This window comes from Streptomyces yangpuensis, from assembly GCF_024666385.1.
GTDB classification, from domain to species: Bacteria; Actinomycetota; Actinomycetes; order Streptomycetales; family Streptomycetaceae; genus Streptomyces; species Streptomyces yangpuensis.
Genome location: NZ_CP102514.1, coordinates 2,231,735 through 2,244,614, shown reverse-complemented (window position 1 = coordinate 2,244,614; position 12,880 = coordinate 2,231,735). Strand labels below are relative to the sequence as shown.

General features: G+C 72.2%; 11 protein-coding genes. 5 read left to right on the top strand and 6 right to left on the bottom strand.

Translation table 11 applies throughout. The features are described from left to right. Nucleotides 1-4 precede the first annotated feature (4 nt). The 4 genes from NRK68_RS10290 to NRK68_RS10275 all read right to left on the bottom strand — a co-directional run bounded on the left by NRK68_RS10290 (nt 5) and on the right by NRK68_RS10275 (nt 2,492). Nucleotides 5-424 (bottom strand): CBS domain-containing protein, encoded by a 420-nt coding sequence (locus tag NRK68_RS10290; RefSeq protein ID WP_257855637.1) that lies wholly within the window; start codon nt 422-424, stop codon nt 5-7. A gap of 165 nt (nt 425-589) precedes the next feature. Then, nucleotides 590-1,303, bottom strand: a complete 714-nt coding sequence (locus tag NRK68_RS10285) for a DUF305 domain-containing protein (RefSeq protein ID WP_183065131.1) — start codon at nt 1,301-1,303, stop codon at nt 590-592. Next, nucleotides 1,300-2,001 (bottom strand): thioredoxin-like domain-containing protein, encoded by a 702-nt coding sequence (locus NRK68_RS10280; protein WP_373023506.1) that lies wholly within the window; start codon nt 1,999-2,001, stop codon nt 1,300-1,302. The genes NRK68_RS10285 and NRK68_RS10280 overlap by 4 nt, the downstream gene beginning before the upstream one ends. Nucleotides 2,002-2,057: 56 nt before the next feature. After that, nucleotides 2,058-2,492 (bottom strand): hypothetical protein, encoded by a 435-nt coding sequence (locus NRK68_RS10275; RefSeq protein WP_257855636.1) that lies wholly within the window; start codon nt 2,490-2,492, stop codon nt 2,058-2,060. Nucleotides 2,493-2,664: 172 nt separating this feature from the next. Between NRK68_RS10275 and glnA2 the strand changes: the two genes are divergently transcribed. The 5 genes from glnA2 to NRK68_RS10250 all read left to right on the top strand — a co-directional run bounded on the left by glnA2 (nt 2,665) and on the right by NRK68_RS10250 (nt 7,433). Beyond that, the gene (gene glnA2 / locus NRK68_RS10270; protein WP_030774225.1) at nt 2,665-4,026 is read left to right on the top strand and encodes a gamma-glutamylpolyamine synthetase GlnA2; all 1,362 of its coding nucleotides are present in this window, start codon (nt 2,665-2,667) and stop codon (nt 4,024-4,026) included. A gap of 409 nt (nt 4,027-4,435) precedes the next feature. After that, nucleotides 4,436-5,218: a hypothetical protein gene (locus NRK68_RS10265; RefSeq protein WP_257855635.1), complete on the top strand. Its 783-nt coding sequence runs from the start codon at nt 4,436-4,438 to the stop codon at nt 5,216-5,218. Nucleotides 5,219-5,321: 103 nt separating this feature from the next. Then, nucleotides 5,322-6,128, top strand: coding sequence for an arylamine N-acetyltransferase family protein (locus tag NRK68_RS10260; protein WP_257855634.1), 807 nt, complete (start codon nt 5,322-5,324; stop codon nt 6,126-6,128). Between the two features lie 139 nt (nt 6,129-6,267). Then, nucleotides 6,268-6,522: a hypothetical protein gene (locus NRK68_RS10255; protein WP_046775118.1), complete on the top strand. Its 255-nt coding sequence runs from the start codon at nt 6,268-6,270 to the stop codon at nt 6,520-6,522. Between the two features lie 182 nt (nt 6,523-6,704). Next, on the top strand, nt 6,705-7,433 hold the full coding sequence (locus NRK68_RS10250) for a histone deacetylase (protein WP_308296116.1): 729 nt from the start codon (nt 6,705-6,707) through the stop codon (nt 7,431-7,433). Nucleotides 7,434-7,462: 29 nt separating this feature from the next. Here NRK68_RS10250 and NRK68_RS10245 read toward each other — a convergent pair whose 3' ends face one another. Further along, on the bottom strand, nt 7,463-9,523 hold the full coding sequence (locus tag NRK68_RS10245; RefSeq protein ID WP_257855633.1) for a PIG-L family deacetylase: 2,061 nt from the start codon (nt 9,521-9,523) through the stop codon (nt 7,463-7,465). 232 nt (nt 9,524-9,755) lie between these two features. After that, a complete protein-coding gene (locus NRK68_RS10240) occupies nt 9,756-12,839 on the bottom strand; it encodes a PIG-L family deacetylase (protein WP_257855632.1) in 3,084 nt (1,027 codons plus the stop codon). Between the last annotated feature and the right edge of the window lie 41 nt (nt 12,840-12,880).

Genomic DNA, 12,880 nt, shown 5'->3' with positions numbered 1-12,880 from the left:
CCGGTCAGTGCCTGGCGTAGACCTTCTCGACGAAGCCCGCCAGCTGGTCCTCGGACAGGTGCTGGGCCAGGTCGGCCTCGCTGATCATGCCGACCAGCTTCTTGTCCTTGATCACGGGAAGCCGCTTGATCTGGTGGCTCTCCATCTCGTCCAGCACGGCGGACACGTCCGCGCCGGCGTCGATCCAGCGCGGGGTGCCCTTGGCCATGTCCCCGCACGTCATCTTCGCCGGGTCCAGGCCCTTGGCCACGCAGTTCACGACGATGTCGCGGTCGGTGATGATCCCGCACAACCGCTCTTCGGAGTCGCTGATGGGCAGGGCGCCCACATTGAGCCGGGCCATCAGCTCGGCGGCCCGGTCAAGGGTCTCGTGCGCCGGGATCCACTGGGCCCCGGGGTGCATGATGTCTGCGGCGGTGGTCATGACTGAACCTCCTGAGCGCGCCGGTCACGGCCGGACGCGGGTGCGCCCGGCCCGGCGTCCCCACCGGGATGCGGCCGGGTCGGCCCACCCGACGGCCCCCGGACGGCGGAGCACACGCCCGTACGGGTGAGAGGGCGCCTCCCCCCACCGTACGAGCGTGTCCCGTCACCCGCGCGGTGTGGCTCCGCGCTGCTTCAGCATGTCCGCCATCAGGGTGAGCTCCGAGCGCTGCGCGTCGACCATGCCCTGCGCCAGATCCCGCTCGACGGGGGTCGCGCACAGCTGCGCGCACCCCTCGGCCATCGTCACGCCGCCCTTGTGGTGGTCGGTCATCAGCTGGAGGAAGAGCACCTCCGCGTCCCGCCCCGAAGCGGCGCCGAGCTGCTCCAGCTCCGCCTTGGTGGCCATGCCCGGCATCAGCGCACCGGGCTTGGCGGGGCCGTGCCCGGCCTGTCCGCCGTGGCCGGCCTGTCCGCCGTCGCCGCCGTGGCCGTCGTGCCCGCCGGAGGTCCCCATCCACGACATGGGCGGCTCGTCGGCCACCACCTTCGGCAGACCCCACAGGTCCAGCCAACCGAGCATCATGCCCCGCTGGTTGGCCTGGGTGTTGGCGATGTCGTAGGCGAGGGTGCGTACCGCCTCGTCCTGGGTGCGGTCCCGCACGATGAAGGACATCTCCACCGCCTGCTGGTGATGGACCGCCATGTCCCGGGCGAAACCGGCGTCGGCGGAGTGGAGCCCCGGTGTGCGGGGCGCGGGCGCCGGTGCGGCGGCGGAACCGCCGTTCGCGGCGGCGACCGTGGCCGCCGCCGCGAACAGCAGCGCCAGCAGGACGGCCGCGCCCGCGACCCAGTACGTACGGGGGATCGCGCGGCTCACTTGCCGGCCAGCCCGTTCGTGCAGGCCGCGCCCGGCTCCGGCGTCTGCTCGCCCTGCACGTACTTGGTGAAGAACTGCTTGACCCGGGGGTCGTCCGCATTGTCCACCGTGAGCTGCTTGCCCCACGCGCTGAGCATGATCGAGCCGGTCTGCTCCTTGACCGGGCTCATCAGCGTGTACGGGGTCTTGCCCACGGTCGCGGCGAGCTTGTCCACCTCGGCCGGGGCGGCCTTGTCGTTGTAGGTCACCCAGACGGCGCCGTGTTCGAGCGAGTGGACGGCGTTCACCTCGGGCACCGGGCTCTTGTAGACGTCGCCGTTGCAGTTCATCCAGCGGGGGTGGTGGTCACCGCCGACCGGGGGGTTCATCTCGTACTTCACGGGCGTCTCGACGTGGTTGCGGCCGAGCGTCTTCGCCTCCCAGAGCTTCTCGCCCTCGACGGGCTTCTTGCGGATCTCCTCCGCCTCCTTGCGGAGCTGCTCCGCGGCCTCCTGCTTGCGCTGCTCGGCCTGCTTCTGGTCGATCAGCACCCAGGCGCCGAAACCGACGAGACCGACGACGACGGCCGACGAGACGGTGATCGCGATCGCCTTGTTGCGCCGCTCCCGGGCCTTCTCGACGCGGCGCATCTCGGCTATGCGTGCCTGCCGGGAGTTCGGGTCGGTGTGCTGGGGGGTCCTGCCGGACTTGCTGGCCATGTGCCCTGGTTCCTTCTTCTGATGAGGGGGGTGGACGGAACGCAAAACCGGACCCGTCAGGTCCGCAGCACCTGGAGAACATGCAGGTCGGCGGCGCGCGCCAGCGCCTCGGGCGGCCGGATCCGCCCCGCCGCCGTCGTATGCGCGGACGGCAGCGGCCCGCCGCCGGTCACGGTCACGGCGGGCGGCGGCACCGGCAGCACGGCCGGGGGCACGTGCGCGAGGGGGGAGCAGCCGGGCGGCTCGTACGGGGACACGCAGACGGCGGGCGCCGTCCCGTGAGCCGTTCCGTGCGTGGTGGCGCGGTTCGTGCCGTCGGCCGTGTGGTGGGTCGTGCCGTGTGCCCGGACCTCGGAGGAGGCGGGCGAGTCACCGGATCGCGCACACAGGAACAGTGCGCCGACCAGCATCCCGAGCACCGTCAGCAGCACGGCACGCCGAAGCGCGGAACGTCCGCGACGCCCCCGCTGCGTGTGCTGCCGGCCCCCCATGGGCGCAGATGGTAATGCTCATGACCGGGCCGAGGTCAGTGCGGGGGTGCCGCGACCTTTCCCAGGTGCGTAATCTGGCGGAAACCACCACTGGCGATACTGAGCCGGCCCGAGTGCGCCGCGACCGGTCATGCGGTGGTGCACAGGCCGTCTGAACTGCGAGGATGAAGGCATGGACAAGCAGCAGGAATTCGTCCTCCGGACGCTTGAGGAGCGCGACATCCGCTTCGTGCGCCTGTGGTTCACCGACGTACTGGGCTTCCTGAAGTCCGTCGCGGTCGCCCCCGCGGAGCTGGAGCAGGCCTTCGACGAGGGCATCGGCTTCGACGGCTCCGCCATCGAGGGCTTCGCTCGGGTCTACGAGTCCGACATGATCGCCAAGCCGGATCCGGGCACGTTCCAGATACTGCCGTGGCGCGCCGAGGCCCCCGGCACCGCCCGCATGTTCTGCGACATCCTCATGCCGGACGGCTCCCCGTCCTTCGCGGACCCGCGCTACGTCCTCAAGCGCATCCTCGCCAAGACCTCCGACCTGGGCTTCACCTTCTACACCCACCCGGAGATCGAGTTCTTCCTGCTGAAGGACAAGCCGCTGGACGGCTCCCGGCCGGTCCCGGCCGACAACTCGGGCTACTTCGACCACACCCCGCAGAACGTGGGCATGGACTTCCGCCGCCAGGCGATCACCATGCTCGAATCGATGGGCATCTCGGTCGAGTTCAGCCACCACGAGGGCGCCCCGGGCCAGCAGGAGATCGACCTCCGCTACGCCGACGCCCTCTCCACGGCCGACAACATCATGACCTTCCGCCTCGTCATGAAGCAGGTCGCCCTCGAACAGGGTGTCCAGGCCACCTTCATGCCCAAGCCCTTCTCGGAGTACCCGGGCTCTGGCATGCACACCCACCTCTCCCTCTTCGAGGGCGACCGCAACGCCTTCTACGAGTCGGGCGCCGAATACCAGCTCTCGAAGGTCGGCCGCTCCTTCATCGCGGGCCTGCTGCGCCACGCGGCGGAGACGGCGGCGGTCACGAACCAGTGGGTCAACTCCTACAAGCGCATCTGGGGCGGCTCCTCCCGCAGCGCGGGTGCGGGCGGCGAGGCCCCCTCGTACATCTGCTGGGGCCACAACAACCGCTCGGCGCTGATCCGCGTCCCGATGTACAAGCCGGGCAAGATGGGCTCCTCCCGCATCGAGGTCCGCTCGATCGACTCGGGCGCCAACCCGTACCTCACGTACGCCGTCCTCCTGGCGGCCGGCCTCAAGGGCATCGAGGAGGGTTACGAACTCCCGGCGGGCGCCGACGACGACGTCTGGGCCCTCTCCGACGCCGAACGCCGCGCGATGGGCATCGAACCCCTCCCGCAGAACCTCGGCGAGGCCATCTCCCTGATGGAACGCAGTGAACTGGTCGCCGAAACCCTCGGCGAGCACGTCTTCGACTTCTTCCTGCGCAACAAGAAGCAGGAGTGGGAGGAATACCGCTCGGAGGTCACGGCCTTCGAACTCCGCAAGAACCTCCCGGTCCTCTAAGGGCAGGCCAGAGCCCCATCGGGGTGTGTGTGAGGCTCCGGGCCGGTGGTCGATGACCACCGGCCCGAAGCCGTCTCACTGGCCCTGGGCCGTCCGTGGGCCGTCCGACGCGGAACCTCGCCGCCCGGCACGCGGACCGTCTGCTGATCAGCCGTCAGTTCCGTTCCAATCCTGCGATCGCAGTTGAAGGTTCTCCTGTTGAAAGGGGAACGTCCGGCCTTCCGAAAGGTTCCAGGAGGCCTTCGCAGGGAACGGCGAAGGGGAGTAGCGTCGTAGGTGGGACAGCGGTGCCGAACCGCCGTGTGCGGATGGCAGCGGGCGTCTCCTTCTCCCGTGACGGCAGCTGGTGCGGCGCGATTTCCGGGGGTGCGGGAGAGCGACATCTTCCCGACGACCACTAGGAGTCATCGTGTCCGGGGAACTGCTCTTCTACAGAAATGACGACGGCGTCATCGCCACCGGTCGCCTGGGGAGCGACGGCATCTTCACCCAGCTCGCGGACGGACGGCTCAGCGAGGACTGGACCCGAATCGTGGCGGTGGGACGGGAACTTCTCTTCTACCGCTCGGACAACGGCGTCATCGCCACCGGTCGGCTCGGGAGTGACGGCATCTTCACCCAGCTCGCGGACGGGAAGCTCAGCAACGGCTGGACCCACATCGTCCCCCTCGGTCGCGAGCTCCTGTTCTACCGGGCCGACAACGGTGTCATCGCCACCGGCCGCATCGACAGCAACGGCATCTTCACCGGTCTCGCCGACGGACGGCTGGGCGAGGACTGGACCCGTATCAACGCCCTCGGTCGCGAGCTCCTGTTCTACCGGGCCGACAACGGTGTCATCGCCACCGGCCGGATCGACACCAACGGCATTTTCACGGGCCTCGCCGACGGCAGACTCAGTCCGGGCTGGACCCACATCGACACCCTCGGCCGCGAGCTGCAGTTCTATCGGGCCGACAACGGCGTCATCGCCACCGGCCGGATCGACACCAACGGCATCTTCAGGGGCCTCGCCGACGGCAGGCTCAGTCCGGGCTGGACCCACATCGTCGCCCTCGGCCGCGAGCTCTTGTACTACCGCTTGGGCGACGGCGTCATCGCCACCGGTCGCATCGACACCAACGGCGTCTTCACGGGCCTCGCCGACGGACGCCTGGCGGCCAAGTGGACCATCATCACCGGCGTCGCCTGACATGTGAGGTGCCGGCGACCTGCGTCACCGGACCCGGGGCGGTCTCCTGGACCATCACGACCGGCGCATGGCGTCCCGGGCGGCGGGTGGGGAGAGTGGGGGGATGGAACTTCTCGACGACGCCCGTACCGATGCCTACCTGCGCCGCCTCGGGGCGGTGCGGCCGGGAGGGGCCGGTGCGGCCTCGCTGCGCGAGCTGCACCTGCTCCATCTGCGGACCGTGCCGTTCGAAAACCTGGCGATCCACCTCGGCGAGGAGATCGCACTCACCCGCGACGCCCTCTTCGACAAGATCGTGATCGCCGGACGCGGCGGCATCTGCTACGAACTGAACGGCGCCTTCGCCGAGTTGCTGGGCGCACTCGGTCACCGGGTGGAGCTCCTCCAGGCAAGGGTGTACGGCAAGCACGGCGAGGTGGGGATCCCGTACGACCACCTCGCGCTGCGCGTCGACGGGCGCTGGCTCGCGGACGTGGGGTTCGGCGAGCACAGCGCGTACCCGCTCGACCTGGACGAGCCCGGCGAGCAGAAGGATCCCGGCGGGGTGTTCCTCGTCAGGGCGGCCGCGGACGGAGCGGAGGGCGACCTCGACGTACTGCGCGACGGCGTGCCGGTGTACCGGCTGGAGACCCGGCCCCGGGTGCTCGCCGACTTCCGGACCGGCGCCTGGTGGCACCGCACCAGCCCCGAGTCCGGTTTCACCAGGGGCCCGGTCTGCTCCCGCATCACCGAGGACGGCGGCCGGATCACCCTGCGCGACCACACCCTCATCGCCACCTCGGCGGACGGCGACCGGACGGAGGAGGAGCTGGCGACCGACGAGGAAGTGCGGGCGGCCTACCGCGCGGAGTTCGGCATGGTGCTCGACCGGCTGCCCGTGGCCCTCCACCCCCGGCCCCAGGGGGCGTGAAGGGGGGCGCGTGTTGTCGAAACGATACGGCCGCGGGCATTGGAGTGAACTGCCGTTCCCGGCGGTGCCCTCGCGCTGTTGGACCGGCCGACGCGCACATCGATCGCGCGTCGTCGTTCCACAGATCCTTAGGGGAGTCATGCGTATTCGTTCTGCTGTCACCGCGTCCGTCCTGGCCGCCGGCATCCTGCTGGGCGGGGCCGGTGCCGCCCTGGCCAACGACGGGGTCGACATCGACTACTTCTCCGGCGGTCGCGCGGGCTACTCGTCGAACTGCTCCTCGCTCGCCGCGGTGCCCGCCAGCCGCCCGGCGTTCACGGGCCCGATCTACACCTCGAACTGCATCGCGGACGGCGAGCACGAGTGGGCGAAGGGTCACCACCTGGGCGCCTGACCCGGACGGCTCGCGCCGCGGGGGCGACCGACACCGACGTCGGCCGCCCCCGCGGCGTTCCCGGCCCCCGGTCGTCCTCAGGCTCCCTCCGCGCCCTCCAGGGAGGGTGCGGTGGCGGTCTTGGGCAGAACTTTGCCCGGCGACCCGCATACGGCCGGCCGATCTCGCGCAGGCGCGGACCGATGGATGCCCTCACACGCAGCCCCGAAGACGATCCGTACACGGCCGTTCCCGCCGTGCCCGCCGTGCAGGTCGTTCGTCCGCTCACCCGGACGATCCCGGCCCCTGCCCCCGAGCGCGTCTGGTACGCCTCCTACGGCTCCAACATGCACATGGACCGCCTCACCGCCTACATCGCCGGCGGCATCCCGCCGGGGGCGACGCACGCCCACCCGGGCTGCCGTGACCGGCGGGCGCCCGAGCGCTCGGTCCCGGTCGAGCTCGACGGCAGCCTGTACTTCGCCACCGAGTCCCTGGTGTGGACCGGCGGACGCGGCTACTACGACCCCACCGCCCCCGGCCGGATCCGCGGGCGGGCACACCTGGTGACCACCGGCCAGCTGTCCGACATCGCCGCGCAGGAGATGGCCCGCGAGCCCGGTGCGGACCTCGACCTCAGCCACGTCCTCCGGGACGGCCGGTACGCCCTCGGCCCCGGCCGGTACGAGACCCTCGTCTGCCCCGGCACGATCGACTCCATCCCGGTGGTGACCTTCACCGCGCCGTGGACCCTCCGCGAGGTCGAACTGCGCACCCCGTCCGCCGCCTACCTGCGCCACCTGGCGGCCGGCCTCCTGGACTCCGGCCCGTGGACGCGACAGGACACCGCCGAATACCTCTCCACCTGCCCCGGCGCCGCCGGCACCTGGACCCCCGACCGCATCCACGCCCTCCTGGCCGCCGCCCCCTGATAGGCCGACAGGGCCTGGCCGGGCGGAGGTCAGGGGACCGCGCGGTGCCAGGTGGGGCGGGTGGGGGTGGCCGGGGTGGTGAAGGTGTGGAGTTCGGCGTCCAGGCCGAGGACCGTCGTGGTCGTCGTGCCGCCCGGCTCCAGGACGACCGCGGGGGCGCCCGCGAAGAGCATGCGGGACTCCGCCCAGGCCGGCGGGCCGCCGAGGCCCGAGGTGCTGACCGTACCGCTGTCCGCGCGGCCCGCCACGTGGCGGCCCGCGGCGCCGACCGCGCCGTAGCCGGCCCGGCCGCCCGCCTCCGTGACGCTGGAGACCTGGGGCCTGTTCGCGGGCCCCGCCGTGACCACGGCCGTGCGCACCACGCCCGAGTCGGGCCGCCGGAAGTACAGGCGCACGCCCGCGCCGTCCGGGGAGGCCGTCAGCGGGACCGTCGTCGCCGGCAGGCCCGTCGGCGAGGGGCCGCGCAGCGGGCCGTCCGTGCCCGCCTGGGTCCAGGCCAGCACCGAGGTCGTGGTCGTCGCGTACACGTGCCGCCGCCCGGCGGCGTCGACCGCCGTGACCGGGTCGCCCTGCAGGTCCTCGCCGCCGAGGCGCTGCCAGGGGGAGAAGCCGCCGTCCGGCTGCTGCGTGACGGCGCGCAGGGTACGGCGGGAGTCGCGGAGGTAGACCGTGAGAAGGCCCCGCGCGTCCACCGCGGCCGCGGGTGCGCTGATCGCCGAGGTGCCGTCGTCGTCGCCCTTCTCGGGTGTGCCGAGCGACTGCCACGCGCCGAACGCCGCGTCCGGCGCGCTCTGGACGGCGTACACGACCTCGCGCCGGTAGTCCGAGGGGCCGGGACCGAGGACGGTACGGGTGGCGAGGACGGCGACGCGGCCGTCGGGCAGCCGGGCGGTGGTCGCCCCCGGGTCGATGCCCGTGCCCGCGAGGAGGACCGGCTTCTCCCAGACGCCGCCGGAGCCGCGCCGCCAGTACGCCATGCGGCCGTCGAGCACGGTGAAGGCCCAGAGGCGGCCCGGCGTCCCCTCCGTCAGCCAGGACGCGTTGTCGGCGCGGGTGTAGCGCAGCGACTGGGCCCAGTTGCGCCCGGTCGGGTTGCCCGCGACCTTGCGGTCGCCGCAGCCCGACGGGCTTCCGCAGTGGTCCTGACGGTCCTGCCAGGCGTAGGTCCGCAGGTAGTCGGTCTTCGTCTCGGCCGTCTGCGGGTCCAGGGAGTGCGGGAGCGTGCTGTTGTGGTAGCCGAGGTAGCTCTGGACCGAGAAGTGCGGGCGCCGCTGGATCTGTTCGGCGTAGGCGGCGGTGGCGGCCTGCACGAAGCGGGCGCCGTACATGTGGTCCTGGTGGTCGGTGTAGCGGCCGTTCTCCCCGTACCGGCCGGGGGTCGGGTCCTGCATCCGTATCGTCGTGGGCCGGTACTGCTCCAGGACCCCGGCCATCGTCCGTATCAGCTGGTCCTTCGTGTACGTGAAGCCCTGCTTGACCGGGGTCCCGGAGGTCAGGTGCGACTCCAGCACGGGTATTCGGCCGTTCCACAGGCCGCGCAGGCTCTCGGGGGTGTCCCCGCCGGTGCTGCGGGCCTCGCGCAGCATCAGCCAGACCAGGTTGATCTGGGGTTTGGCCATGAGTATGTCGACCTCGGCGTGGCCGCCGCCGGCGGTGGGCACGACGGTGCGCTTCCATGCGCTGGTGCGGTCGCCGGTGGCCATCTGGGCGTAGGCGGAGCGGATGCCGTTCTGCCGGGCCTCGGCGTAGTGGGCGCGGTCGGCCGGCTGTTCCGGGTCCTGGGCGGCGTCGCCGTGCGCCTGGTTGCGGCCGTCGGACTCGCCTGAGGTGAGGTAGGCGGTGGTGACCTGGGTGCCGGAGCGGAGGGAGCGGCTGAGGTCGGGGTTCATGAAGAACAGGTCGTCGTCGGGGTGCGCGACCACCTGCACGACGGAACCGGCGGTGACGCTCGCCGGGACGACGACCGTCGGGGTCTTCGCCTGGGCGGCCCCGGCGGAGGTCTGCTGGCCGGAGGCCACGCAGAGCACGCCGGTGGTGCCGGCTGTCAGCACGGTGAGCAGGGCCGCGAAGCGGCGACGGGTCACGGGCATCGGGCACGCCTTGGGTTCGTTCCGGGCAGGGCAGGGCAGGGCAGGGCAGGGCAGGACACGGGAAACGCAACGCTGAGCAGTGAGAGAGAGGCGGAATCGGCGAACTTGGTTCACCGGGGCGGCCGATGAGTGTTTCCTGCTGGCGCCGGCTGCCAAGTACCGGTGAACCGGAACCGGTTGCTCCACTGTGGGGGCGGGGGCGGGGGCGGGGGCGGGTCCGCGGTGCTGCGCGTCAGGGGCGGCTGTTGCGGGGGCCTATGGGTTGCCAGGGGGCCAGGTAGGCGTTCGGGGCGTCCGCCGACGAGGTGACGTACAGCCGTGCGTCGAGCCCCACCACCGCCAGGCTGACCATGTTCTTGCCGGTCATCGTCGAGGAGGGCGCCCCGACGAACATCAGCGGCGACCGCCCCCACGGCCGTCCCGGGCCGACCTCCGCGCCCAGCTGCCCGCCCGCCGCGCGGCCCGCGAGCACGTGCCCGCTCGCCGTCACCGAGCCGAAGCCGTTCAGCCCGCCGAGGTCGGTCATGTTGTTGACCTTCAGCCCGTCGTCGGCCGTCATCAGGGCCGTACGGACGTTGCCCGAGCCCGGCTTGCGGAACCACAGCCGTACCCCGCCCTCGCGCCCCTCCACGGTCAGCGGCAGCGTGGTGTCCGGCAGCCCGGTCGCGGTGACCCGGCCCAGCGGCGCGCCCGCCTTCGGCTGCGCCCAGCCGACGACCGTCCTGGACGTGGCGGCGAGGACCATGCGCCGCCCCGCGCCGTCGGTCGCGGTGACCGGGGAGCCGTGCAGGTCCTCACCGCCGTGCTTCTCCCAGGGCCCCCAGCCGCCGTCCGGCCGCTGCAGCCGGCCGCGCAGGCTGTACGAGCCGTCGCGGACGTACGCCGCCAACTGCCCGGTCCCGTCGACCGAGACGGCCGGTGCGCTGATGTCGGAGGTCGACGTCTCGTCGGCGGTCTCGGGGGTGCCGAGCGACTGCCACTCCCCGAACCCGTCCGCGCCGGGCGCCTGCTGCACCGTGTGGACGACCTCGCGCCTGTAGTCGGTGGGCCGCGCCCCGAAGGAGGTCCGGGTGCCGAAGACCGCGATCCGGCCGTCCTTCAGCGTCACGGCGGTGACGCCCGGGTCCATGCCGGTGCCGGGCAGCAGGTCCGGGCCCCGCCAGGGGCCGACGGGGCCGGTCCGGTGCCAGACGGCGACCTGTCCGTCGAGCACCTTGAAGGCCCACAGGCCGTGGTCCTTGTCGGAGGTCAGCCAGTTGGTGCCGGTGCCGCGGGCGTAGTTGACGGTGTCCGTCCAGCGGTTGCCGGCCGGCTGGTCGGAGACCTTGAGGTCGCCGCAGCCGGCGTCGCTGCCGCAGTGGTTCTGCCGGTCCAGCCAGGCGTATGTGTCGAGGCTGTCCAGCTTTTCCTTCGCCTCCTGCGGGTCCAGCGCGCTGGGGAGGGAGCCGTTGACGTAGCCGACGTAGTTCTGCACCGCGAAGTGCGGCCGGTCCTTGACGTCCTTCGCGTAGGCGGCCGTGGCCAGCTGCACGAAGCGGGCGCCGTAGAAGTGGTCCTGGTGGTCGGTGTACTGCTTGCTGTCCGGGTACCGGCCGGGTGTCGGGTCCTGGAAGCGGACGGTGGTCGGCCGGTACTGCTCCAGGACCCCGACGAGGGTCTGGACGACCTGGTCCTTCGAGTACGCGAACCGCTGCTTGACCGGGGTGCCGGAGGAGAGCATCGAATCCAGGCGGGCGACCTTGCCGTTCCAGAGGCCGTGCAGGCTGTCGGGCACGTCGGCGTAGCCGTGGCCGGCCTCGCGCAGCTGCAGCCAGACCAGGTTGACCTGGGGTTTGGCGACGAGGACGTCGACCTCGGCGTGACCGCCGCCCTTGGTCGGGACGACGGTGCGCTGCCAGGCGCTGGCGCGGTCGCCGGTGGCCATCTTGGCGTAGGCGGCGCGGATGCCGTTCTGGCGCGCCTCGGCGTAGGCGGGCTTGTCGGGGACGGTGGTCGCCCCCTTGGCGGGGGCGGCGTTGACACCGTCGGCCTCGCCGGCCGTGAGGTAGACGGAGGTGACCGGGTGGCCGGCGGATATGGAGTACCGCAGGTCCGGGTTCATGAAGTACAGGTCGTCGTCGGGGTGCGCGACGATCTGGACGACGCGGCCGGGGTCGGGTACGGAGCCGGCGGCCAGGGGCGCGGCGGCTGCGGCTGCCGAGGTGTCGGGGGCCGCCGCGGGGGCACGGTCCAGGTCCAGGCCGTCGAGGGCGGCGGTGCCCCGGAGTACGAGCATGCCGGCGGCGGCGGTGGCCGCGCAGAGGGCGACGGCCTTGACGAGCCCGGCCCAGCGGTGGTGTCCCCGGCGGGTGTGCGGTGCGGACTCCGCCGGTTCGGGCTCGGCCGGGCGTGCCGGCCGTGCTGCCGCCTTGCGCCCGCGTCGGGTCTGCGGTACGGCGGTTGCGGAGTCGGCTGCCGCTCCTGCGGCCCGTCGGCCGCGGCGGGTTCGCGGCGCGGCCGGTTCGGGCCGCGCCGTGGCTTCCCCGGCTGATCCGGCGGTTACGTCGGGTGCGGACTCCGCCGGGCCGGGCGTGGCTTCGGCGGGCGGCTCCGCGGCCTGGTGGCCGTATGCGGTGGTGTGGTGGGCGTCGGACGGGATCCGTGGTTCCGGGATCTGGGCCTGGTGCTGCTGGAACTCATGGGGCTGCTGGCCCCCATGGGCGTACGCGGCCTGCTGCGGTACATGAGGTTGCTGGGCCTGCGGGTGCGGGAAGGCAGGAAGCTGCTGCGGGTACTGGAACTCGTAGGGCTGCTGGTTCCCTTGGGCGTACGCGGCCTGTTGCGGTACCTGGGGCTGTTGGACCTGCGGATAGGGAAGGGGCTGGAACTGCTGCGGCTGCTGGGGCCCATGGACGTGCGCGGGCTGCTGCGGTACCTGTGGCCCGCAGGCCTGCGAGTCCTGCTGGGGTTGTGGCACGGAGGGCCCGGATCCGGCGGACCAGTCGTTCCCGCCGGGGTGCGCGGCATGGGGAAACTCACCTGCGGGATCGGGGTGTTGGTGCTGGTGAGATAGGTGGGTCGGGTGGTACTGCTGGGGACCGGGATCCTGACGCCACCCGCCCGGAGAGTCCAGCCCGCCCAGCCCCTCCTGCCCGTAGGCCACGCCGTACTGCCCGTCCCACCCGTCCTGCCCGTAGGCCGCCCCGTACGGCACGGCGCCCAGCCCGTACGGCACGGCGCCCACTTCGTACGGGACGCCGCCCCACCCCTGTGCCGGGTCCGGAGCCCCGCCGGGCCCAGCCGCGGCGGGGCCGGGGTAGGGGTGTCCGTCGGACATGGGGCTCCTCGTGACCGGTCGGCGGGGAGCTGGCCCCATCA